The sequence below is a fragment of the Pseudomonas kitaguniensis genome, from assembly GCF_049199985.1.
GTDB lineage: Bacteria > Pseudomonadota > Gammaproteobacteria > Pseudomonadales > Pseudomonadaceae > Aquipseudomonas > Aquipseudomonas kitaguniensis.
On sequence record NZ_JBLZPT010000045.1, the window covers coordinates 1 to 19,784 of the forward strand.

The window sequence follows — 19,784 nt, forward strand, 5'->3', positions numbered from 1 at the left end:
CGGTGACCATCGACACCGGGCAACCGTGGGTGATGGTTTTATCGGCGCTGGCCGCGGCATCACCGTTCGGGTTCTTGCTTGCAGCGGGCACATCGTCGACGTGCTCTTGGCGCACCAATGTGGTCTTTTGCGTCTTGCCGCGAACCGCAGGCACCGGGTTCGCCACCAGGTGCTGCCCAGCCTTCAACGGTGCAACCGGCACCGCCTTGATCGGTATCGCCGCGCTGCCCAGCAGCAACGGCTTGGCGGCCTCGACATGACTGTCCAGGCTGGATGTAGCGAAATGTTGAGAGATGTGTTCCAGCCACTGGCGTGCGCGACGAGACGTGATACCGCTCAACACCTTCGAACTCATGTTTACCGCTACGCCCATCCCGCCAGTGGCGAGACCCAGCAGCAGGTTGATCAGCACCTCGGCACTGATTTCCCCCAGCAACTCGCTCATGGCGGGCGGTGGCAGCAAGCGCATCCAACTGACCAGTGCCGCCAGGTAGATAAACAGCAGCGGTTCATCGCTGAGCACCAGCAAGCCTTTTGCGAGGGCTTCGCTGCTGACCTTCAGCAGCTTTTCGAACTCGGCCTGTGACAGGTAATGCAGGAGTTTTTCGGCGTTCGCCAGCGGGTCTGTGAGCCACTCAAACAGTTGCTTGAGCGTGTCCCAAAGTGCGTACAGCGCATCGCCAAACCCACGCGCACAGGCTTGGTGCAGGGCGTGGTAGCGCTCAAGGAAGTCGGCCTCGGAGTAGCCTTCCCACAGCGGTTTGAAGGTGCTCGCCCACTCACTGCGCAGCCAGCCTTCGAGCGGTGCGATCACCGACTGATAAGAGGCGTATAACGCCTTGAAGTGCGCTTTGGAAACGTCGGGATAGAAGTTGATGCGGTACTGCTGATTGCGATCACATTCAGTGATTTCGAGAATGCCGCTGGGGCCGATGGTCTTGTGAATCGGCTCGCCCAGCGGGCCACCGTTCGGGTCGATACGTTGCAGTACCACCGGCGTGTTGCCGATGGGCACAAAGCGTGCGCTCTGGAACATGTGCACCAGCGTCAACGTGCCGCTGGCCTGGCAGGTGGCGACAGTGCTGCTCGGAAACAGCGAGCGGTTGATCGGCGCAACCAGCGCTACTTCATCGCCGACCTTGAATACCTGCTCGACATCCAGCGCCGAAAAGCTGAAATAGCTCTCGGCCCAGGCTTCATAGGTATTCAGGCATTGCCTGAAATCGCTGAGTACGGATTCGACGTCCCGCGTCTTCGAATCCATCGCCGCCAGTACCAGAAAGCCAATGGTTTGGCCGGTAACAGCGATCAAGAGGCCGCCCTTGTGTTGAGGGCTCTGGCAAAATAAACCATCTGCAATCCTTCGCTCTGTGTGATCAGGCGAAGGACTTTGCAGGCGTTTTCAGGCGGTATCTGTAAAGCTTATCCGGCCGCTGCGTGGGAAGTTTCAGCAGCTCCTGTCCTCTCCCAAACACGCCCATGCTGCCTGCTGTTCGCTTTACACCCCTGGCCTTGCTGGTCGCCGCCAGTTTGCAGGCCCACGCCGATGAGCCGGTAACCCTGGAACTGAATGATGTTGTGGTGACGGCCTCAGGCTTTGCGCAAAGTGTGGAAGACGCGCCGGCCTCGGTCACGGTGATCGATGGCGAAGCACTGCGGCGCAAATCCTACCGTGACCTTGGCGATGCGGTGCGTGACGTGGAGGGTGTGACGGTCAACGGCGGGGCGAATGAAACCGATATTTCGATCCGTGGCATGCCCGCCGATTACACGTTGATCATGGTCGACGGCAAACGCCAGAGCGCGCGGGAATCGCGGGTCAACGGCAACAGGTACGTGGCCAACGGTTCGCGAATTTTGCGGTGGTCATCCACCACCAACACGCGCGGTGCGGCAGGCGCAGGGGCAAACGGCATTGCAGCCCTCGGAAGGTTGAACGGGAGAGGGCGGATATTACTACGAGTCATTATCATTAACGCGGTTTTTGTGGCGCTGCGCCGGGTTAGCGTTCTATGAGCAGGACGCTCAGGGTTGTTTTTGCCGTCTAGCGCTGAAGGGGTAACGGTTTTAAGGTGTGGGCACTTTGGAGGATCACCATGAAAAAACTCATCGGCATTTACACCAGCCCTCGCGCTCATTGGGTCGGCGACGGCTTTCCGGTGCGCACGCTGTTTTCCTACGACGCGATGGGCGAGCACATCAGCCCGTTCCTGTTGCTGGACCACGCGGGGCCGGCCGATTTCTCACCTACCGGGCAACGTCGTGGCGTAGGGCAGCACCCGCATCGCGGCTTTGAGACGGTGACCATTGTGTATGACGGCGAGGTCGAGCACCGAGATTCGACGGGTGCCGGCGGCAAGATCGGCCCTGGCGATGTGCAATGGATGACGGCCGCCAAGGGCATCATCCACGAGGAATTTCACTCCGAAGCGTTTGCCCGCAGTGGCGGCGCGTTGGAGATGGTGCAGTTGTGGGTCAACCTGCCGGCCAGGGATAAAATGGCCGATGCGGGTTACCAGACTATCCTTGACGGCGATATTCCCGTGCTGCCATTGGCGAATGACGCTGGGCAACTGCGTTTGATTGCGGGGGAATTTGCCGGCACCAAAGGCCCGGCCCGCACCTTTACGCCGATTGACGTGTGGGATGTGCGCCTTGACGCGGGCAAGGCGGTGACGCTGGATTTGCATGCCGGGCGTAATACGGCGCTGGTGATTCTGCGCGGTACCCTGCGGGTAAATGGCGAGGAAGTGGCGCGCCAGGGGCAATTGGCGTTGTTTGAGCGTGAGGGTGTTCAGATTACGCTGGAGTCCAGTGACGATGCCAAGGTGTTGTTGCTCAGCGGTGAGCCGATTGATGAGCCGATTGTGGGGCACGGGCCGTTTGTGATGAACACCGAGGCGGAAATTCACCAGGCGTTTGCCGACTACCAATCGGGTCGTTTTGGGCAGATGCAGGGTTAATCAGCCCGCCTGAATGCGCGTGGCGGACCAAACACAGGTGGGAGGGGGCTTGCTCCCGATTGCAGTGTGTCAGGCAGGCTAGCTGTCACTGACGCACCGCTATCGGGAGCAAGCCCCCTCCCACAGTTTCACACCGTGTCTGCGGCTGTTCTGCTCTGACTTGCAGCTTGCAGCTGCGCTCGCGCCCCACCCCTTACAACCTGCTATTTCCTGTGTTCACAATTCATGCGATCTTCTGGGCATGTACTCTGGAGTCGCCTGGATGCCGCCGTTTATCGCTGATCACCCGATGTTGTGCGCGCTGGCGCTGATCTTTATCGACATCGCCGTGTGGCGGTTGATTTCCGTCGACCTCGCCGGTTGGAAGCTGGCGGCGCGCTTGGCGATCTTTGCGGTCTTCAGTGCCGTGCTGTTCAACGATGGCATGAACCCCATGCAACTGGCGCCGTATGCCGACAACACGGCGTTGCATTTGGCTGCCACCGCCTTGCAGATTGGCTGGTGGCTGTTCGCTGCGCGCACCCTTACGGTATTGCTCGGCACGGTGATGATGCAGCGCGTCGGCCACACGGGGCGGCTGTTGCAAGACCTGATGGGCGCGGTGATTTTTCTGATTGCGATCATCGCCGCCATGGCCTACGTGCTCGACTTGCCGGTCAAGGGCGTGCTTGCCACGTCCGGCGCCGTGGCGATCATCGTCGGCCTGGCGCTGCAAAGCACCCTGAGCGATGTGTTTTCCGGGATCGTCCTCAACACCACCAAGCCGTATCAACTGGATGACTGGATCTCCATCGACGGCACCGAAGGCCGGGTCACCGATATCGACTGGCGCGCCACGCGGCTGCAAACCTCGCAGGGCAGCATGGCGGTGATCCCCAACTCCCTGGCCGCCAAGGCCAAAATTATTAACTTCTCGCGCCCGGCGGACATGTTCGGCCTGACGGTCAGCCTGCAAGTCAGCCCGCATGCGCGCCCTCAAACCGTGATCGAGGCGCTGGAACGCGCGATGCAAGGTTGCCGGCCACTGCTGGCCAAACCCGCGCCCAGTGTCGCGTTCAAGGCCTCGGCGAGTGGCGGCGTCGAGTATGAAATAAGCGGTTTTGTGCCGGCGATGGCGCTCAAGCGCGAAGTGCGCAACCAGCTTTACGATTTGGCCTTTCGGCACCTGCAGGCGGCGGGCGTGGGCCTGTTGTCAGCCACCGAAAGCGCCGCGCCGCCGGCGATGTCTGGCGCGCGCGCGTTGCTTGAGCGCTCGTCGATTTTCTCCACCCTGCGTCAGGAAGAGAAAGACACGTTCAGCCAGAACATGACCCTGCACACCTACCGCGCGGGCGAGACGATTTTGCCGGCCGGGGAGGTCAGCGACCATCTGTTTATCGTCGAGTCCGGCGTGGTCTCGGTGATGTTGATTAAAGCCGGCCACGCGTTCGAAGCCGGGCGCATGGGGCCAGGCGAGGTGATTGGCGAGGCGGGGATCCTGTCCGATCTGGCGACACTGGCGGACTTCACCGCCAAGACCTTTTGCACGCTGTACCGCATCGAGAAGGAATACCTGAAACCCTGCCTGGATGCGCGGCATGACATCAGTGAAGCGATGCGCGCGCTACTGGATTTCCGCCTGCACACGGCGCAGGCGCTGATTCAGGAGGCACCGGTGGTGCCGGTCAAAAAGGGTTTTTTGCAGTGGTTGCGCAACCGGGGCTTGTAGCCGCGCGGTCAGCCGTCCACCAGTTGCTGGAACAACGGCGTCAGCAAGTCGATCAACACCTGCGGGTCGGCCTTGGCCAGCGCCGACAGTTCCAGGCTCTGGCGCGTCACCAGAAAGCCCGAGACCAACGCCATCACCAGTGCCGCACGTTCTTGCTGATGCGCGCCCTTGAGCGTGGCAGCCATGCTGGCCTGTGGGCCTTTTTCGAGGTGCTCGCGCGCAGCCCCCGCTGCGCGTTTGCTCGATGCCGCCTGCAGCATGATCAGCCACCCTTGCAGCGGCGCGCTGCCCGCTTCGGTCAGGCTCACCAGCGTGGTGGCGAGGGTGCGGCCAAGGTTTTCCGCGCTGAGGTTGCCTTGCGTGAGCATGCTCGGGCTGGCGACGGTGTCGGCAATCACTTCGGCAAACAACTGCTCCTTGGAGTCGAAGTAGCGGTTCACCAGCATCGGCGTCAGCCCGGCGCCGGCGGCGATTTCCAGCATGGCGGCGCCGTCATAGCCCGATTGGGCAAATGCGTTGCGCGCGGACACTAAAATCGCTTCACGGGTGACAGCGGCATCGCGTCGGCGAGGAATCGGGTTGGGCATTGGCGTCCTGATGGGGTTGCAAGCGGAGGGCGCGCACAGAGTACAAGGTCTGTGCACCGAAAACCGCAAAGGCTCAGGGGTATTTTGTTCAATACCGCCATCGTTTCGCCCGTTACCGTGAGGTCATGTCGCTTGGCAGCACCGCTTGCCATTATCAAAAGGAACTGCAATGAGCTTGATTATCTCCATGGCCGCCTTCGCCCTGGCGACCTCCATCACGCCGGGGCCGGTCAATGTAGTCGCGCTAAGCACGGGCGCGCGCTTCGGTTTTGCCGCCAGCCAGAAACACGTATTCGGCGCCGCCGCAGGCTTCACCTTGCTGTTGATACTGATCGGCCTGGGGCTGCATGCAGTGCTGGTGCGCTGGCCACTGTTGACGCAGTTGATTCAGTGGGGCGGCGTGGCGTTTTTGCTGTACATGGCCTGGAAACTTGCGGTCGACGATGGCCGCCTCGACGCCGACGGCAGCGCCACGGCGCCGTCGATGCTGTATGGCGCGATCATGCAATGGCTCAACCCCAAAGCCTGGCTGGCCTGCGTGGCCGGGATGGGTTTGTTTGTGGCGGATGGTGACGCCGGCCAGGTGTGGCTGTTTGCAGCGCTCTACCTGGTGATCTGCTACCTGTCGGTGGCCTGCTGGGCCTATGCCGGGACTTTTTTGCGGCGCTACCTCGCCAACCCGCAGGGCGTGCGCCTGTTCAACCGCTCAATGGCCGCGTTGCTGGTGGCCAGTGTGGGGTATTTGCTGATGGCTTGAGCCCGTCGCGGTATTGCCCCGGCGTGGCGGCGAAATGCTGTTTGAAGGTGCGCTGAAAGTGCGCCTGATCGGCAAAACCTGCCGCCAGCGCCACATCGGCAATCAGCTCGCCGTTGCGCAATTGAGTGCGCGCAAACTGGATGCGCCGGTTCACCAGGTAAGCATGGGGTGTCAGCCCGTAATACTGCTTGAACGCGCGGATCAGGTACGACGGCGAAAGCTCGGCCGCCAGGCAAATGTCTTCGAGTTTCAAGGCCTCGGTGCAGTGCTCGCCGATGTACTCGGCAGCACGCGCAAGCTTGTGATTGACCTCACGCACCGGCGTCAGCGAAGGGTTCAGACGCTGCTGCACCTGGGTGAAAAAACTCACCAATGCGCTCTGCTTTTGCAACAGTTCAGCCTGCTCATCCAACAGCACCCGGTACAGTTCGAGCACGCCGTTGTACAGCACGGCGTCGCGGGTGTGCGGCGTGTTGAACGGCCGATAACCCTGATCGGTACTGAAACCCAACTGGTGCTGCAAGTCGGTCAGCCACGGCGTGTCGAGGTAGAGCATGTGATACGACCACGGCTCATCATGGACAGGGTTGCAGGCATGCACATCGCCGGGGTTCATCAGCACCACGGTGCCAGCGCTGATCTCGAAAGTCTGCGCGCCGTAGTGGTAATAACTGCGCCCGGTGGTGATCGCGCCGATGGAAAAATGCTCGTGCGCATGCCGGGTGTAAGTGACCTTGCGCCCGTCGGCGATGGTGCGCGCCTCGATAAACGGCAAGCGCTCGTCACGCCAGAAGCGCGGTGCTTGTGCGGGGTCGGTGGCGGTGGTCAGCGACATGGCGGTGGCTCCATCCCTTGAGAGGTCCGGGCGATCATTACACAGACGCCTGCTGAGTCGCCATCCGCGATCCGCGTTGCGGGGCAAGGCCAGGACGGCTGATCACCGTTCGTGTTAAAACATCGGCCCTTGCATTTTTAACCGTGTGACGCGATGACCGAGTCCATTCTGATTCGTCCTGCCATCCCCGAAGACGCGCTGTGCATTGGCGTGCTGGGCATGCAGGTATTCCTCGACACCTACGCCACCGAAGGCATTCGCAGCGCCATCGCCAACGAGGCGCTGCAAGCCTTTGCGCCAGCTACTATCGCACGGCTGCTGGCCGAGCCTGGCATCGCGATGTTGGTGGCGCAAGCCAACGGCCACCTCGTCGGTTTCGCCCAGATCAAGCTGCGCGCCGACCATGCGATGATCCCAACGCCCGCGGTTGCCGAACTGCAACGCCTGTATTTGCAGGGGCGCTTTACCGGCTTGGGTATCGGCTATCAACTGCTGCAAGCGGCCGAGCATTGTGCCGCGCGTGACGGGGCGTCGATGCTGTGGGCGACGGTGTGGGTGGGCAATCAACGGGCGTTGGCTTTTTACCCGCGGTGCGGCTATGCAGCGCTGGGCTCGCCGACGTATAGCTTTCAGGGCGAAACCCACGAGAATCGGTTGTTTGGAAAAAGCCTGAGCCTGACTACTGCGCGCGGTGCAGTCAGCTGGAAACGCCCGCGTTGTTAGAGCACCATCAGCATTTCATGCCAGGCCATACCGCCATGATCCGAAGGCGAAGGCTGCACATAGGTGTAGCCCATGCGCGTGTACAACGGCACATGCTGCTCTTTGCACATCAAGTGAATCGTCTGCTTGCCCATCGCGCGCATGCGCTGCACAAACTCGGTCATCAATGCCGTGGAATAGCCGTTGCCCTGATGCGCCGGGTCGACCACCACCGACATGATCACCACATTTGGCGCCTCGGGCGCATGGCCGACCAATTCCTTAAAGGCCTCGTCTGACATCACCACGTGATGCGCGCAGCCACCATTGATGAAACCCACCACCTGGCCATCCGCTTCAAGGATCAGAAAGCCTTGCGGGTACTGCGCAATGCGCGTGGCGATCTTTTCCAGGGTCGCGGCTTCGTCGCCTTCGTAGGCACGGGTTTCGATGTCAAAGCAACGGGCGGCGTCGGCGGGCAGTGCATGGCGAAAGGCGAGGGCGGGCATGGCGTTTCCTGAGGCGTTAAACGAAAGCTCGACAGGATAAAGAAAACCCCATTGCGGGCCCACTGCATATTGATCATTCATGGCACTGAAAAACCCGCCGAAGCGGGTTTCCTTAAAGCTCACGCCACATCAACTCTCGGCAGGCAGATCAAAGCCGCGCCGCTCCATCACCGTGAACACATCCGCCACATCCTGGACCATGATCCGAGCGGTGTTGGCGACGGTATTGATGTCATGCTCGGCGTAGTCGGACACGTTGGAGCAGGCCATCAGGTGCAGGTAGGCGAGTGCGGCGTTGAGGCGCTCACTGGCGCAGGCGTGCAGCTCGCGCAGCGGGGCATCGCTGTCGATCAGCATGACAGGGTAATCGGTTGCGGTTTGGGTCATGGGGGTGAAGCGGCGGGGCGGGTGTTGAGTCGTCATGGTAATAATCTCTAAGAAAGAAATATCGCCACCTTTTTGCTGCGAAACAAACGGGTGGCAGCTGTGCGCGGGTTCGCAGACCGGGGATTATTACCAGAACCCGGCAGCCCCTAAGGACTCCCACGCACAACCGCCATAAAACCAGACGCAGCTGTAAATCTGCTGCGTCATGTTTGACGGTATTGGTAATAATTTTAGGGCTGCGAAACCCTGTCGCCGACCAATGCCAGCGACGGGGCGAACTATAGGGTGCCGTCAGCCGAGGTGCAACCGACAGGATGTATCAAACCCACTCGACACCCATCTCCCAGCCCAACTCAGTCAACTGTGGGAGCGGGCTTGCTCGCGATAGCGGTGTGTCAGTTGAAAAATACTTATCAGACACACCGCAATCGCGAGCAAGCCCGCTCCCACAGTTGATCTTTACCCGGTGCTGAAAGCGCTGCGCAATCGCTCGATAACCTGTTCAACCGGCTCTCCATGGATAACCGGTGGGGTGGCACTCTCGCCAAACTCGCGCCACACAAACAACGTCAGCTCAGCCCCATCGGTCAGCGTTTGCCCGGGTGCCTGCGAGCCAAAGCCTTGCAGCACTCGGTAACGCGCATCCCGCCAAAACGCTTCCTCGACCCAGCCATACACCGGGATGAAATGAAAGTGCAGCGCGAACCCCGGCATATGCCCGTAGCGGCTGACATACAGCCATTTAGGCGCAAGCTGCGCCTCAATCACTTGTTGGGTGTTGGCGAGCAAGCCACCCAGCTCAGCCAGGGCGGCGGCCGGCATATCGGCGAGGGCGTTCGTCGCAGCCTTGGCGCCCAGCATCAGGTAGCCCGGCAGCTTAGACGTCAGATGATGGTTAAGCTGCCAGTGCTCGGTCTCGTAAAGGATGAAAGCAGGGTCAATCTGCATAAGCGCGCGTCCACAAAAGCTGAGCCGCCAGCCTAACAAACGCGCTACCTGTATCCCACAAAAGCAGGCGATCTGTGTCTATCGCAGCACATGCCGGGCGGCTAAGGTCGAGCCACGATAACTCACGATGGAGCCCAGCATGGAACTCACCGCCGTACCGTTTGCCATCACCGATTGGGCCACCGTCGACGCCGTAACCCACCCAGGCGTCACCGGCAGCGCCGTGTGGCGCACTTGCCACTTTGGCAGCACGCGGGTGCGCAGGGTCGAGTACACGCCAGGTTACCTGGCAGATCATTGGTGTTGGCGCGGGCACGTTCTGCTGTGCCTCGAAGGCGAGTTACACACAGAACTGGAGGACGGCCGCCGGTTCACGCTGACGGCCGGGATGAGTTATCAGGTGGGCAACGACATGGAAGGGCATCGCTCTTCCACGCCGACCGGGGCCACGCTGTTTATTGTGGATTGAGCCGCTCAGTGCATCTTGCTGTGGTCCATGCCATCCAGCGCACGGGCCGTGGCGGTGACGTCAACCGACTGCTTCTCGCCCTTGGCGTTTTCCACGGTCAGGCTCAGCGGCACGTGTTCGCCTTCCTTGATCTGGCCGATCAGGCCCATCAGCATCACGTGGTAACCGTTCGGGTCGAGCTTGACCGCTTTGCCGGCGGGCAGGGCCACCGAGTTCACCGGGCCCATGCGCATCACGTCGTCTTTCATGCTCATTTCATGGATTTGCGCGTCCTTGGCCACCGGCGTCGTCACGCTGACCAGTTTGCTGTCGCTGTCGGCAGTCAGGGTCATGAACGCGCCGCTGGAGGGCTGGCCCTGCACCGTGGCGCGTACCCACGCGTCGCTCACCAGCACTTGGGCACTGGCGTGCGCGGCGAGGCCCAGCAGGGTGAGGCCGAGGGTGAAGCGCTTGAGGCAGTGAGCGGCAGTCATTAGCAGACCTCCATGACGGTGAGCAGGTCTTCTGCGCACTCTTTAGCGGTAAGGGATGCCGACAGGCCGAGGCGCAGGTTGCCACGGGTGTCGAAAACGAAACTGGTCGAGGTGTGGGACAAGGTGTAGGTGTCACCGGCGGGGATTTTTTCATAAAAGATCCCGAACTCCTTGGCCGCCACGGCGATTTCTTCCGGGGTGCCGTACAGCGCTTCAAAGCTTGGGTCGAAAGCTTTGACGTAGCGGTCGAGCAGCTCCGGGGTATCGCGCTCGGGGTCGAGGGTGATGAACACCACCTGCATGATCTCGCCATCGCGGCCCATCAGCTTCTTGGCTTGGGCGGCGCGCGCCAGCGTGGTGGGGCACACCGCCGGGCACTGGGTGAACCCGAAGAACACCACTGGCATGAGGCCACGGAACGAGCTCAGGGTGACGGGTTCGCCGTCGGTGTTTTTGAGCTTGAAGGTGCGGCCCATGATCTTGTCACTGAGGTCCTTGCCGTACTTGAAGTTCAGCTTGGGGCTGTAGTCACAGCCGCCCAGCAGGCTGCCAAGGCCCAGCAGGCCCATACCGGTCAGCACTTTGCGGCGGGTGAATAAAGTACTCATCAACTGTGCATCCTGTTAAACGCCTGCATTGCTCTGGTCTACACATCAGGCGTCGAAAACCAGACGTTAAAACGTGGAAACGAGGCGGGCGCACAGTCTACCAACCCTGGCCAGCCCGCGTAATCTGCGACGTTCTGCCGCAGGCAAGGGTGGGGTTTCACCCTAATGACGCTTCAGTGTAGAGTCGCCGCCATGAAATTGAGCCACCCCAACCGTTCGCTGATCGCCTGGGCCTTGTACCTCTGCGTACTGATGAACCTGTTCGCCTGCGGTTTGGGCCATGGGCAAATGGTGGGCCAGCAGCTCAACGGGATCGGTGGGGCGTTCTGTTCGGTGGGCGGTAGCCAAGCGCCAGTTTCCGACAAAGGGTTAGGAAACCCGTCTTCCAGCAACATCTCGAACTACTTTGCCTGCCCGGTGTGTTCCGCGGTGACCGTGGCCATTGTGTTCCTCATCGGCTTGGTCTGGTTACTGAGCCTCGGGCAAACCCCGCGCCCAGCGCACGAGCGGCGCAACAAAGCGCCTCCGCGTTATTCGTGGCCCTCGGCCAACCCTCGCGCTTCCCCCGCATTCTGACGTGTGCCTTGGGCCTCCTGTGATCAGGAGGCGTTCTATCGTCACGACTGTGAGTGCATTGCATGACCCTTCTATTGCCTGCAGGTGCCAAGCACCTGGTCAAGGTGCCCCGTCGCCTGCGCGCGGAACCGGCGCGGCCTGAATACCCGAGTAACTCGCGCTGCTTTGTGCACCTGGATGCACGTTTGTTGCCCTATTGGCACGGCGTGTTCGACATCTGCCCGGCGTTGCTCAAGCTCGACCCGCCCGAGGGTTTGAACCTGTTCCGCAGCTTTATGACCTGGGCCTATCGCAACCAGCCTGCGCCGGATTGGACATATCACCTGAATGTTTGCCGATGGTTGCTGGCCTCGCCGTACCGCACGCGGATCGACGCTGAGCCTGTCGAAGCGTTCATGGCGGCTGCAGCGGCGAGTTGGGTAAATGCCGATGACAGCCAGGCCCAAGGCATTGTCCTCGCGTGGGAAAACACCCGGCTTTTTGATTGGAAACAGTCGAAGGGCGCCGCGCTGGCCGACCTCGAACAGCAGGCATTGCCAGCCCCGGCCAGTCAGTTCGCCTGGTGCCCACTGACCGAGCAGGCAGGCTTCAGCGGCTGGTTGGCGGTGCCGTAACATCCTCAAAAACCGCTGGCGCGACGCGGCTGATCACGGCGCAGTCAGCGCTTTTTCTTCAGGCTTTTCACGGCTTGGCTGCCGGGTTGATTTGCCTGCAGTCGGCGCCTTCTGATCCTTCGTCGGCGAGGCGGTTTTTTTGTGCCTGTGCGTGACGGGCGGTACTGCAGAGCCCGCCGCATTGGCACCGCTTACGGCAGTCGCCGAAGGGTTTGGATTATCGCCGAAAGCGGCGAAGGCAGGGCCGCTCAACACGGCTGAAAAACCTACAATCAGTAAAATCCTTTGGGAGCTTCTGGTCTTCATGACGCATTCCCCTGTGCATGGATATTTCATCCGGCCGCACCCAAGCCTGAGTTAGCCCCAGGCTTGGGCTGTGCTGCAATCAAGCCGCCATAGGCTTGCTGGATTGCGCTTTTTTGTGGGCTGCTTTCATCGCTTCCATTTCGGCGCCCAGCTCTTCGAGCAGCGCTTTGCCCAAGAGCTTCTTGGCCTGAGGAAACATTTCTTTTTCCTCTTCTTCGATATGGTGCTCCAACAGCTCTTTGACCACTTTTACCCGGCCGGAAAACTCGGTGGTTGAAGGCTCGGTTTGCTTCAGGTCGGGCAGCACCAGAGCGTCAACGGTGCGGTGCTCTTCCTTGGCTTCGTGGTACATGATGTCTTGCTCTTTGCCGCCGGCTTTACGAAAGGCAGGGTAAAGAATCTCTTCCTCAAGCTTGGTGTGCAGGCTGATTTCCGCTTCGAGTTTGGCCAGCAGTTCAGTGCGCTTTTTCACGCCACGTTCGGTGGACTCACTGAGTTGAGTCAACAACGCTTTTACGCGTACATGGTCGGCTTCGAGAAGGTCAATTGCATTCATGGTGGAGCCTCACGGGTAATAGTCGGCGCGTCGAAGTGCGCGCCTCTTATGCCTGACCTTGCATCAGGTGTACCAAGTCGTGAAGGTGGCTCAAGTCTATTAAAATCAACCCGTTAGCGTGGCGGCTGAACCTGGCATGTCGTGCAGGTTGCACGGGCGATGTGTACAAGGCGTGCATTACGCCGCCTGACCGGGTGCGTGAAAATTATTTTAATGAACCCTCAGCCGTAATCATTGACCTAACGCATAGGACCTCAGGAGGTGAATCATGCAAATAGAATATGTCTGGATCGGTTTGGCGGTGATTCTGCTGCTCTTGGAGCTGTGGGCAATCAATGTCGTATTACGCAGCACCGGTGGCTGGGAGACTAAAGGCCTGTGGCTGATTATTCTGATTTTTGTACCGTTGTTCGGGCTGATTGCCTGGGCCATGTTCGGGCCAAAACGCGAGATGCCCGACCAACGCAGAAGCTGAAACAGACACAAAAAAACAGGCGCCCGAGGGCGCCTGTTTTGGTTTAACCGAGTGGCCTCAACCAGCAACGGCCTCGGCAATCGCCTGGTTGAACGCCGGAATATCATCCGGTGTGCGCGAAGTGATCAGCGTCCAGCCATTTGCCTTGCACGCCTTGACCTCGGCATCTACCCAGTCCGCCGCGCCAGCGTTTACCAGGTCGGTGCGCACGCTTTTATAGGAGGTCAGGGTTTTGCCCTTGATCACGCCGGCATCGATTAACGCCCATGGCCCATGGCAGATCGCTGCGACGGTTTTGCCGGCTTTGACGAATTCATTGATCAGCTTCAGCGCGGCCGCGTCCAGGCGCAGGGTGTCGGCATTCACGGTGCCGCCGGGAATGACCAGCGCATCAAAATCTGCGCCGGACAAGTCGGCCAGCTTGGCGTCGGATTCGACGGTGCGGTCCTTCTCGGTGTCGCCGACAAATGTCTGCGTGGTGCCGCCGTCACTGGAGCCGTGGGTCACGGTCGCGCCATAGCCGCGCAGCGCTTCGAGCGGTTTGACCAACTCGTCGCGCTCAATCCCGGTGTTGGACGTGATGATTAAAATCTTCTTGCCGTTAAGGTCTGCACTCATGATCGAGTCTCTCCTGCTGGGTTGATTAAATAAGCGACATGGGAGAATGGAGCGAGTCCGGGCAGCAAAGGTTTAAATTAATTTGCGCTTATTTCTCCGGCGGCTTTCTGCAGCGGCAACGCGCGGCAATTTCCTTGAACTATCGAAAAACGGCAGGCTCTGCTGCATACGTGCCCGCCGTTTTTTGTGGGCCTCAACTGCCAGGAGACACACCGTGACTGATCACCAAACCGCCGACAAAACCCCAGCCCCCATCAGCTCGGAAGACGCTCAAAAGGGCACCGAAAAAGCCGCCAAGGGCCAGACCCTGGAACAGGCCAATCCCAACACTAAAGGCGTCGATAAAGTGCTCACGCCCACCTCGATCAAAGACCTTGAACGCCAGGCCGACGCGATCAATCAGCAGGCCGCTGAAGCCGAGCGCAAGTTGGGCCACTGAGCATGGCCAAGTCGATCACGGCGTCTGAGTTGGGCATTGAGCTCAAGCCCGAAGATGACAGCAGCTTGTTCAAGTGGTTTATCGCCAGCTTCTTGATGGGCAAGCGCATTCAGGCGCCGATCGCCGCGCAGGCGTATAAGGTGATCGTGGAAGAACAAGGCCGCGACACCGCGCGCAAGTTGCAGCACTGCACCTCGCGCGAGCTGGTCAGCATGCTTGGGCGCGCGCATTACGTGCGCTATGACGAAAGCACCGCCCAGCGTTTGCTCGACCTCAGCGCCAAGCTCAACGCCGAGTACGCCGGCAAGATCACCAACATTCGCAGCGCCAGTGCCGACCGTCAGGCGTTCGAAAAACGCTTGGGTGAGTTCGACGGCGTCGGGCCTAAAACCATCGAGATCTTCATGCGCGATGCGGCCTCGGTGCTGTTTTGACCGCAGCGCTGTATGTGGGCTGTGCGGGGTGGAGTTTGCCGCGTGAGAACTGGCCGGCATTTGCGCCTGAAGGTACACATTTGCAGCGCTACGCTTCGCGCTTCAATGCGGTGGAAATCAACAGTTCGTTTTACCGGCCGCACTTGGCCAAAACCTACCAACGCTGGGGGCAGTGCGTGCCACCGGCGTTTGCTTTTTCGGTCAAGCTGCCCAAGCGCATCACGCATGAGCTGCGCTTGCAGGGGTGCGAAGCGGCGCTGGAGGAATTTCTTCAACAGTGCCTGCCACTGGGCGAAAAACTTGGCTGCCTGTTGGTTCAGCTACCGCCATCGTTGCGCTACGAAGCCGCTGTCGCCCTGCAGTTTTTTAGCGCATTACGCCAACGTTTTTCCGGTGCCGTGGTGCTTGAACCGCGTCACGCCAGTTGGCTTGAAGCCGATGGCGTGTTGCAGCACTTACAGATAGGCCGTGTGGCCGCCGATCCGCCAGCCATCGACGGCGGCGATGCGCCGGCAGGCTGGCAGGGCGTGCGTTATTGGCGCCTGCACGGCACGCCGCGTATTTATCACAGTGCTTATGGCGCGGAACGCGTGCAAGCCTATGCGCGGTTGTTAAGCCAGTCGGTTGACGCAGGCATCCCCACCTGGTGCATTTTTGACAACACCGCCAGCGGCCATGCTGTGGCGGATGCCTTGTACTTACTCGGCCTCGACCCGCAGCACCTGCAAACCTAGCTGCTCATACGCCTCGGCACCCGGCACATGCCACTCGGTGATCAGCGTGTGAATGCGGCTGCACGGCGCCACCACAAAGGGTTCCACCGCGCCGAGTTTGTCCGCCGTGGTCACCGCCACGACTTGCGAGGCGCTGTCGAGCAAGGCTTGCTTGACCGCCACTTCATCGAAGTGCAACGAGCTGATGCCGACGTGCGGATGCAGCGCACACACGCCCATAAACAACAGGTCGGCCTTGATGCTCTGAATCAGGCGCACGGTTTCGTGCCCACTGGTGGACAAGGTGGCGGGGTTGAGTTGGCCACCGGCGAGAATCACCTTCACCTCAGAATGGTCCGCCAGCGCGATGGCGATCATCGGCGATGGCGTCACCACCGTCAGGCGGATCGAACGCGGCAATGACTGGGCAATTTGCAGCGTGGTCGAGCCGGAGTCGAACAGCACGATTTGGCCATCTTCTACCTGCGCCGCCGCCAGCTTCGCCAGGTGGCGCTTCACCTCATTGGTTTCGCCGACACGGGTGAAGAAGTCTTTGCCGGTGTCTTTGGGCCGGGGCAGGGCGCCGCCGTGCACGCGTTGCAACAGGCCGGCGGCGGCGAGTTCAGCCAAGTCGCGGCGAATGGTGTCTTGCGACACGGCAAAGTGCTCCACCAGTTCCGGCGCGGTGACTTTGCCATCGCGTTCCAGCAGCAACAGGATTTTTTGTTTGCGTAACGAGGGCAGGTCGATGGCGTGATGAGTGCTGTGCATGTTTGTGCGTCTTTTTGCAGGTTTTTGCGAGGTTAGTCGCCCGTTCATATAAACGCAATGGCTGGTTGCGCCGTCGATGCGCGGTTACTCTCTAAGGTCAGTTCAGGGAAAGGTGACCCAGATGCCGTTGATCACAACCATCGAAGACTTGCGCAAACTGGCGCAACAGCGTGTTCCAAGGATGTTTTACGATTACGCCGATTCCGGCTCCTGGACTGAAAGCACTTACCGCGCGAATGAAAGCGACTTTGCGCGCATCCAGTTTCGCCAGCGCGTGGCGCGCAATATCGATCAGCGTTCAATTCGCACAAGCATGATTGGCCAGGACATGGCCATGCCGGTAGCACTGGCGCCCACCGGGCTTGCGGGCATGCAGCATGCCGATGGCGAAATACTCACCGCGCGCGCCGCCGCCGCGTTCGGACTGCGCTACACCTTGTCGACCATGAGCATCTGTTCGCTGGAGGACATTGCGGAGCATGTCGGCCAGCCGTTCTGGTTTCAGCTGTATGTGATGCGTGACCGCGCGTTTATCGAGCAGTTGATCGAGCGCGCCAAAGCCGCCGGGGTCGACGCGCTGGTGCTGACGCTCGACTTACAGATCCTCGGGCAACGCCACAAAGACTTGATCAACGGCTTGTCGGCGCCGCCCAAACTGACCCTGCCGAATATCCTCAACATGATGACCAAGCCGCGTTGGGTGATGGGCATGCTCGGCACCAAGCGCCATGGTTTCGGCAACATCGTCGGGCATGTAAAGGGCGTGGCTGACATGAGTTCGCTGTCATCGTGGACCGCCCAGCAGTTCGACCCGCGCCTGAGCTGGGCTGATGTGGAATGGATCAAGAAATGCTGGGGCGGCAAGCTGATTATCAAGGGCATCCTCGACGTGGAAGATGCGCGTCTGGCGGCCAATTCCGGCGCTGATGCGCTGGTGGTCAGCAACCACGGTGGCCGCCAGCTGGACGGCGCACCGTCGAGCATCAGCCAATTGCCGGCGATTGTGCAGGCGGTGGGCAATCAGATTGAAGTGTGGCTCGACGGCGGCATTCGCTCCGGCCAGGACGTACTCAAAGCGGTGGCGCTGGGCGCAACAGGCACGATGATCGGCCGCCCGCACTTGTACGGTTTGGGGGCAATGGGCGAAGCGGGGGTGACCAAGGCCCTTGACATTATCGCCCGCGAGTTGGACGTGTCGATGGCGCTGTGTGGCTATAACGATATACGCAACGTGAATCGCGAGATTTTGCTGCCGGGCACCTTTCCCGAAGGCGTTTACTGAACAAAAAAATCGTAAAAAATTAAAAAGAGTTGTCCACGAAAACCGTGGGTATCTCTGTGGATAACTTTGCCGGACCCCAGCGGGTATGGCGATTTAACCTACGGTTAATATTTGATCAACTTTCGGCGAGGGCCAGTATGGGCAGGGTTTGCGCTTGACAGCCAAGCGCGAACCCAGTGCCGAAAAGCAATTTTATGAGTCGCCGTCGCGGTGTGTGGAGTGTGTCATCACCTGTGCTGGCGTCTTCTCGCGCATCAGGCTGTCCAGCGCCTGAGCATAACCAGGGCCGGCCATGCGCATGCTGTTGTTGTGCGTAGCGCCTGGCACCAGCAGCAAGCGCTTGGGTTCCTGAGCCGCGTCAAACAATTGCTGGCTGAAACGCGGCGGCACGTACTGGTCGTCAAGGCCATGCACGACCAGCAGTGGCATGTGCACATCGGCGATCTTGTCGATCGAGTCGAATTTTTGCGACAGCAACCAGCGCACCGGCAGTGAGGTATTCGCCACGGCAGCGGCCGCATCCCCCAGCGAAGTAAAGGTGGACTCGATCACCAGCCCACGCACCGGCACCGGCGTTTGCTGGCTCAATTGCGCCGCCAGGTCGATGGCGACCGCGCCACCCAGCGAATGCCCGTAGATCAGGCGTTTGTCCGGGTCGGGTTGCAACACCTGGAAGCGTTCCCAGGCAATGCGGGCGTCTTCATACACCGTGGTTTCCGAAGGCAACTCGCCATGGCTTTGGCCGAAACCGCGATAGTCGATGGCCAGCACCGAATAGCCCAGCGCGTGCAATTGCTCAATCCGAAACAACTGCCCCGTGAGGTTCCAGCGCACACCGTGCAGGTAGAGGATCGCGGGCGCGTCCTGCTTTTCTGCCGGGTACCACCAGCCGTGCAGGTTTTGCCCGGATTTGAAACTGGCCGGTTTCAAGTCGAATTCCTGCACACCCGTGGGCAAGCCGGTGTACCAGCCGGCAGTGCCCGGCTCGATGCGAAACACCAGCTCGCGCTCTTTGTGTTGCAGCACGGAGCAGCCGACCGGCATGCCGATAATCAGGATCGCCATGCACAGCAGGGGAAACCAGCGCAGGCCGAGGCGGGAGATAAAACGAGAGGGCATGAAGGTTCCAGTACCAAGATCAAGCACGGGTTTTAACAGATGGCTTAAGGGCGCAGGAATTAATTCGACGGCCGTTCATGCGGATTGCTTGCAAAGTGTTACCAGCTTGACGCTGGCTTCGGCGCGAGGACATGCTCCACCTCCCACGTGTAAGGACTCACCATGGACAACAGCCGCGTTCGCATCACCGCCGAAGAAACCCTCTCGGACAGTTGGTATGTTTTAAAAAAATACAGCTTCGACCTGCGCCGTCGCGATGGCAGTTGGCAAGCCCAAACCCGTGAGGTGTATGACCGGGGTAATGGTGCGACGATCCTGTTGTACAACCGTGAGCAGCGCACGGTGCTGCTGATTCGACAGTTTCGTATGCCCACGTTTGTCAACGACTACCCTGGTTACTTGATCGAAGCCGCCGCCGGGCTGCTGGATAACGCCAGCCCTGAAGAGCGTATTCGCCTGGAAGCCGAAGAAGAGACCGGCTACCGCGTTGGGCATGTGGAAAAGATCTATGCGGCGTTCATGAGCCCGGGCTCGGTGACTGAGCGTATTCACTTTTTTATCGGTGAGTATCAAGCGTCTGATCGGGTTGGCTCTGGAGGTGGCTTGGTTGAGGAGGGCGAGGATATAGAGGTGCTGGAGTTGGGTTTTGAGCAGGCACTGGCGATGGTGGCGAGCGGTGAGATTGTTGATGGTAAAACCATTATGTTGTTGCAGCATCTGGAGTTGCGGATGTTGAAGGAGGGCTGGTAGGGGTTCCGCCCTTACGGCGGGTCACTTTTGCACGGCGGCCTGAAAGCCGACCTGAGTGGTTGAAGCAGATCAAGGGCGGATTTTGCATACACGGCAGATCTGCTTTTTTTGCTTTCTGTGGGAGCGGGCTTGCTCGCGATTGCGGTGTGTCAGATAAATATTTTTCAACTGACACACCGCAATCG

The 19,784-nt window shown here is 60.0% G+C and carries 25 protein-coding genes and 2 pseudogenes; 14 read left to right on the forward strand and 13 right to left on the reverse strand.

Going from position 1 to position 19,784, the window contains the following annotated elements:
* Positions 1-1,264, reverse strand: a pseudogene (locus ACOZK9_RS27060) (type IV secretion protein Rhs); the annotation flags it as partial.
* A gap of 215 nt (positions 1,265-1,479) precedes the next feature.
* Between ACOZK9_RS27060 and ACOZK9_RS27065 the strand changes: the two are divergent.
* The 3 genes and pseudogenes from ACOZK9_RS27065 to ACOZK9_RS27075 all read left to right on the forward strand — a co-directional run.
* Positions 1,480-1,830: pseudogene (locus tag ACOZK9_RS27065) on the forward strand (TonB-dependent receptor plug domain-containing protein); the annotation flags it as partial.
* Between the two features lie 266 nt (positions 1,831-2,096).
* Positions 2,097-2,963, forward strand: a complete 867-nt coding sequence (locus ACOZK9_RS27070; RefSeq protein WP_421556962.1) for a pirin family protein — start codon at positions 2,097-2,099, stop codon at positions 2,961-2,963.
* A 262-nt stretch (positions 2,964-3,225) separates the two neighbouring features.
* Positions 3,226-4,671, forward strand: a complete 1,446-nt coding sequence (locus ACOZK9_RS27075) for a mechanosensitive ion channel domain-containing protein (protein WP_122251826.1) — start codon at positions 3,226-3,228, stop codon at positions 4,669-4,671.
* 8 nt (positions 4,672-4,679) lie between these two features.
* Here ACOZK9_RS27075 and ACOZK9_RS27080 read toward each other — a convergent pair whose 3' ends face one another.
* Positions 4,680-5,258 carry a TetR/AcrR family transcriptional regulator gene (locus ACOZK9_RS27080; RefSeq protein WP_122251827.1) on the reverse strand — a complete coding sequence of 193 codons (579 nt, stop codon included), beginning with the start codon at positions 5,256-5,258 and terminating at the stop codon, positions 4,680-4,682.
* A 169-nt stretch (positions 5,259-5,427) separates the two neighbouring features.
* Here ACOZK9_RS27080 and ACOZK9_RS27085 point away from each other — a divergent pair, with 169 nt between their 5' ends.
* Positions 5,428-6,015, forward strand: coding sequence for a LysE family translocator (locus ACOZK9_RS27085; protein WP_152747908.1), 588 nt, complete (start codon positions 5,428-5,430; stop codon positions 6,013-6,015).
* On the opposite strand, the gene ACOZK9_RS27090 is transcribed toward ACOZK9_RS27085, so the two are convergent.
* Complete coding sequence (locus ACOZK9_RS27090) at positions 5,957-6,850, reverse strand: AraC family transcriptional regulator (RefSeq protein ID WP_058412651.1); 894 nt, start codon at positions 6,848-6,850, stop codon at positions 5,957-5,959. The two genes, ACOZK9_RS27085 and ACOZK9_RS27090, sit on opposite strands and share 59 nt — an antisense overlap.
* A 153-nt stretch (positions 6,851-7,003) precedes the next feature.
* Here ACOZK9_RS27090 and ACOZK9_RS27095 point away from each other — a divergent pair, with 153 nt between their 5' ends.
* Entirely contained in the window at positions 7,004-7,573 is a 570-nt protein-coding gene (locus ACOZK9_RS27095) for a GNAT family N-acetyltransferase (RefSeq protein ID WP_241679173.1), read from the forward strand.
* On the opposite strand, the gene ACOZK9_RS27100 is transcribed toward ACOZK9_RS27095, so the two are convergent.
* The 3 genes from ACOZK9_RS27100 to ACOZK9_RS27110 form a co-directional block, all read right to left on the reverse strand.
* Positions 7,570-8,061, reverse strand: a complete 492-nt coding sequence (locus ACOZK9_RS27100) for a GNAT family N-acetyltransferase (protein ID WP_421556963.1) — start codon at positions 8,059-8,061, stop codon at positions 7,570-7,572. The two genes, ACOZK9_RS27095 and ACOZK9_RS27100, sit on opposite strands and share 4 nt — an antisense overlap.
* A 129-nt stretch (positions 8,062-8,190) precedes the next feature.
* A complete protein-coding gene (locus ACOZK9_RS27105) occupies positions 8,191-8,484 on the reverse strand; it encodes a hypothetical protein (RefSeq protein WP_058412649.1) in 294 nt (97 codons plus the stop codon).
* A 423-nt stretch (positions 8,485-8,907) separates the two neighbouring features.
* Positions 8,908-9,396 (reverse strand): HIT family protein, encoded by a 489-nt coding sequence (locus ACOZK9_RS27110; RefSeq protein ID WP_421556964.1) that lies wholly within the window; start codon positions 9,394-9,396, stop codon positions 8,908-8,910.
* 139 nt (positions 9,397-9,535) lie between these two features.
* Here ACOZK9_RS27110 and ACOZK9_RS27115 point away from each other — a divergent pair, with 139 nt between their 5' ends.
* The gene (locus ACOZK9_RS27115; RefSeq protein WP_058412645.1) at positions 9,536-9,865 is read left to right on the forward strand and encodes a DHCW motif cupin fold protein; all 330 of its coding nucleotides are present in this window, start codon (positions 9,536-9,538) and stop codon (positions 9,863-9,865) included.
* 5 nt (positions 9,866-9,870) lie between these two features.
* Here ACOZK9_RS27115 and ACOZK9_RS27120 read toward each other — a convergent pair whose 3' ends face one another.
* Positions 9,871-10,338, reverse strand: a complete 468-nt coding sequence (locus ACOZK9_RS27120; RefSeq protein WP_421556965.1) for a copper chaperone PCu(A)C — start codon at positions 10,336-10,338, stop codon at positions 9,871-9,873.
* Entirely contained in the window at positions 10,338-10,946 is a 609-nt protein-coding gene (locus ACOZK9_RS27125; protein WP_058412643.1) for an SCO family protein, read from the reverse strand. The genes ACOZK9_RS27120 and ACOZK9_RS27125 overlap by 1 nt, the downstream gene beginning before the upstream one ends.
* Before the next feature lie 192 nt (positions 10,947-11,138).
* Between ACOZK9_RS27125 and ACOZK9_RS27130 the strand changes: the two genes are divergently transcribed.
* Together ACOZK9_RS27130 and ACOZK9_RS27135 are read left to right on the forward strand one after the other, a co-directional pair.
* A complete protein-coding gene (locus ACOZK9_RS27130; RefSeq protein ID WP_421556966.1) occupies positions 11,139-11,522 on the forward strand; it encodes a DUF2946 domain-containing protein in 384 nt (127 codons plus the stop codon).
* Positions 11,523-11,584: 62 nt separating this feature from the next.
* The gene (locus tag ACOZK9_RS27135) at positions 11,585-12,136 is read left to right on the forward strand and encodes a putative natural product biosynthesis protein (RefSeq protein WP_421556967.1); all 552 of its coding nucleotides are present in this window, start codon (positions 11,585-11,587) and stop codon (positions 12,134-12,136) included.
* 33 nt (positions 12,137-12,169) lie between these two features.
* Here ACOZK9_RS27135 and ACOZK9_RS27140 read toward each other — a convergent pair whose 3' ends face one another.
* The gene (locus ACOZK9_RS27140; protein WP_122251833.1) at positions 12,170-12,442 is read right to left on the reverse strand and encodes a hypothetical protein; all 273 of its coding nucleotides are present in this window, start codon (positions 12,440-12,442) and stop codon (positions 12,170-12,172) included.
* Between the two features lie 79 nt (positions 12,443-12,521).
* On the reverse strand, positions 12,522-12,998 hold the full coding sequence (locus tag ACOZK9_RS27145; protein WP_058412640.1) for a hemerythrin domain-containing protein: 477 nt from the start codon (positions 12,996-12,998) through the stop codon (positions 12,522-12,524).
* 268 nt (positions 12,999-13,266) lie between these two features.
* Here ACOZK9_RS27145 and ACOZK9_RS27150 point away from each other — a divergent pair, with 268 nt between their 5' ends.
* Entirely contained in the window at positions 13,267-13,473 is a 207-nt protein-coding gene (locus tag ACOZK9_RS27150; protein ID WP_058412639.1) for a PLDc N-terminal domain-containing protein, read from the forward strand.
* 57 nt (positions 13,474-13,530) lie between these two features.
* Here ACOZK9_RS27150 and ACOZK9_RS27155 read toward each other — a convergent pair whose 3' ends face one another.
* Positions 13,531-14,091 (reverse strand): type 1 glutamine amidotransferase domain-containing protein, encoded by a 561-nt coding sequence (locus ACOZK9_RS27155; RefSeq protein ID WP_058412638.1) that lies wholly within the window; start codon positions 14,089-14,091, stop codon positions 13,531-13,533.
* Positions 14,092-14,305: 214 nt separating this feature from the next.
* Between ACOZK9_RS27155 and ACOZK9_RS27160 the strand changes: the two genes are divergently transcribed.
* Genes ACOZK9_RS27160 through ACOZK9_RS27170 form a run of 3 tightly spaced genes read left to right on the forward strand, consistent with a single transcriptional unit; the run spans position 14,306 to position 15,698 of the window.
* Positions 14,306-14,530 (forward strand): hypothetical protein, encoded by a 225-nt coding sequence (locus ACOZK9_RS27160; protein WP_421556968.1) that lies wholly within the window; start codon positions 14,306-14,308, stop codon positions 14,528-14,530.
* Between the two features lie 2 nt (positions 14,531-14,532).
* Positions 14,533-14,964: a DNA methylase gene (locus ACOZK9_RS27165; protein WP_421556969.1), complete on the forward strand. Its 432-nt coding sequence runs from the start codon at positions 14,533-14,535 to the stop codon at positions 14,962-14,964.
* The gene (locus ACOZK9_RS27170; protein ID WP_421556970.1) at positions 14,961-15,698 is read left to right on the forward strand and encodes a DUF72 domain-containing protein; all 738 of its coding nucleotides are present in this window, start codon (positions 14,961-14,963) and stop codon (positions 15,696-15,698) included. The genes ACOZK9_RS27165 and ACOZK9_RS27170 overlap by 4 nt, the downstream gene beginning before the upstream one ends.
* Here ACOZK9_RS27170 and ACOZK9_RS27175 read toward each other — a convergent pair.
* A complete protein-coding gene (locus ACOZK9_RS27175; protein WP_421556971.1) occupies positions 15,663-16,448 on the reverse strand; it encodes a DeoR/GlpR family DNA-binding transcription regulator in 786 nt (261 codons plus the stop codon). The genes ACOZK9_RS27170 and ACOZK9_RS27175 overlap by 36 nt on opposite strands.
* Before the next feature lie 121 nt (positions 16,449-16,569).
* Here ACOZK9_RS27175 and ACOZK9_RS27180 point away from each other — a divergent pair, with 121 nt between their 5' ends.
* Positions 16,570-17,730: an alpha-hydroxy acid oxidase gene (locus tag ACOZK9_RS27180; RefSeq protein ID WP_421556972.1), complete on the forward strand. Its 1,161-nt coding sequence runs from the start codon at positions 16,570-16,572 to the stop codon at positions 17,728-17,730.
* Positions 17,731-17,922: 192 nt separating this feature from the next.
* Here ACOZK9_RS27180 and ACOZK9_RS27185 read toward each other — a convergent pair whose 3' ends face one another.
* Positions 17,923-18,849: an alpha/beta hydrolase gene (locus ACOZK9_RS27185; protein WP_421556973.1), complete on the reverse strand. Its 927-nt coding sequence runs from the start codon at positions 18,847-18,849 to the stop codon at positions 17,923-17,925.
* Between the two features lie 162 nt (positions 18,850-19,011).
* Between ACOZK9_RS27185 and ACOZK9_RS27190 the strand changes: the two genes are divergently transcribed.
* A complete protein-coding gene (locus ACOZK9_RS27190) occupies positions 19,012-19,599 on the forward strand; it encodes an NUDIX domain-containing protein (RefSeq protein WP_058412632.1) in 588 nt (195 codons plus the stop codon).
* Positions 19,600-19,784: the final 185 nt, after the last annotated feature.

Bases quoted from the DNA above. Each gene is read 5' to 3' on its own strand.
- ACOZK9_RS27070 (WP_421556962.1), top strand. From the start codon at position 2,097: ATGAAAAAACTCATCGGCATTTACACCAGCCCTCGCGCTCATTGGGTC.
- ACOZK9_RS27075 (WP_122251826.1), top strand. From the start codon at position 3,226: ATGCCGCCGTTTATCGCTGATCACCCGATGTTGTGCGCGCTGGCGCTG.
- ACOZK9_RS27080 (WP_122251827.1), bottom strand. From the start codon at position 5,258: ATGCCCAACCCGATTCCTCGCCGACGCGATGCCGCTGTCACCCGTGAA.
- ACOZK9_RS27085 (WP_152747908.1), top strand. From the start codon at position 5,428: ATGAGCTTGATTATCTCCATGGCCGCCTTCGCCCTGGCGACCTCCATC.
- ACOZK9_RS27090 (WP_058412651.1), bottom strand. From the start codon at position 6,850: ATGTCGCTGACCACCGCCACCGACCCCGCACAAGCACCGCGCTTCTGG.
- ACOZK9_RS27095 (WP_241679173.1), top strand. From the start codon at position 7,004: ATGACCGAGTCCATTCTGATTCGTCCTGCCATCCCCGAAGACGCGCTG.
- ACOZK9_RS27100 (WP_421556963.1), bottom strand. From the start codon at position 8,061: ATGCCCGCCCTCGCCTTTCGCCATGCACTGCCCGCCGACGCCGCCCGT.
- ACOZK9_RS27105 (WP_058412649.1), bottom strand. From the start codon at position 8,484: ATGACGACTCAACACCCGCCCCGCCGCTTCACCCCCATGACCCAAACC.
- ACOZK9_RS27110 (WP_421556964.1), bottom strand. From the start codon at position 9,396: ATGCAGATTGACCCTGCTTTCATCCTTTACGAGACCGAGCACTGGCAG.
- ACOZK9_RS27115 (WP_058412645.1), top strand. From the start codon at position 9,536: ATGGAACTCACCGCCGTACCGTTTGCCATCACCGATTGGGCCACCGTC.
- ACOZK9_RS27120 (WP_421556965.1), bottom strand. From the start codon at position 10,338: ATGACTGCCGCTCACTGCCTCAAGCGCTTCACCCTCGGCCTCACCCTG.
- ACOZK9_RS27125 (WP_058412643.1), bottom strand. From the start codon at position 10,946: ATGAGTACTTTATTCACCCGCCGCAAAGTGCTGACCGGTATGGGCCTG.
- ACOZK9_RS27130 (WP_421556966.1), top strand. From the start codon at position 11,139: ATGAAATTGAGCCACCCCAACCGTTCGCTGATCGCCTGGGCCTTGTAC.
- ACOZK9_RS27135 (WP_421556967.1), top strand. From the start codon at position 11,585: ATGACCCTTCTATTGCCTGCAGGTGCCAAGCACCTGGTCAAGGTGCCC.
- ACOZK9_RS27140 (WP_122251833.1), bottom strand. From the start codon at position 12,442: ATGAAGACCAGAAGCTCCCAAAGGATTTTACTGATTGTAGGTTTTTCA.
- ACOZK9_RS27145 (WP_058412640.1), bottom strand. From the start codon at position 12,998: ATGAATGCAATTGACCTTCTCGAAGCCGACCATGTACGCGTAAAAGCG.
- ACOZK9_RS27150 (WP_058412639.1), top strand. From the start codon at position 13,267: ATGCAAATAGAATATGTCTGGATCGGTTTGGCGGTGATTCTGCTGCTC.
- ACOZK9_RS27155 (WP_058412638.1), bottom strand. From the start codon at position 14,091: ATGAGTGCAGACCTTAACGGCAAGAAGATTTTAATCATCACGTCCAAC.
- ACOZK9_RS27165 (WP_421556969.1), top strand. From the start codon at position 14,533: ATGGCCAAGTCGATCACGGCGTCTGAGTTGGGCATTGAGCTCAAGCCC.
- ACOZK9_RS27175 (WP_421556971.1), bottom strand. From the start codon at position 16,448: ATGCACAGCACTCATCACGCCATCGACCTGCCCTCGTTACGCAAACAA.
- ACOZK9_RS27180 (WP_421556972.1), top strand. From the start codon at position 16,570: ATGCCGTTGATCACAACCATCGAAGACTTGCGCAAACTGGCGCAACAG.
- ACOZK9_RS27185 (WP_421556973.1), bottom strand. From the start codon at position 18,849: ATGCCCTCTCGTTTTATCTCCCGCCTCGGCCTGCGCTGGTTTCCCCTG.
- ACOZK9_RS27190 (WP_058412632.1), top strand. From the start codon at position 19,012: ATGGACAACAGCCGCGTTCGCATCACCGCCGAAGAAACCCTCTCGGAC.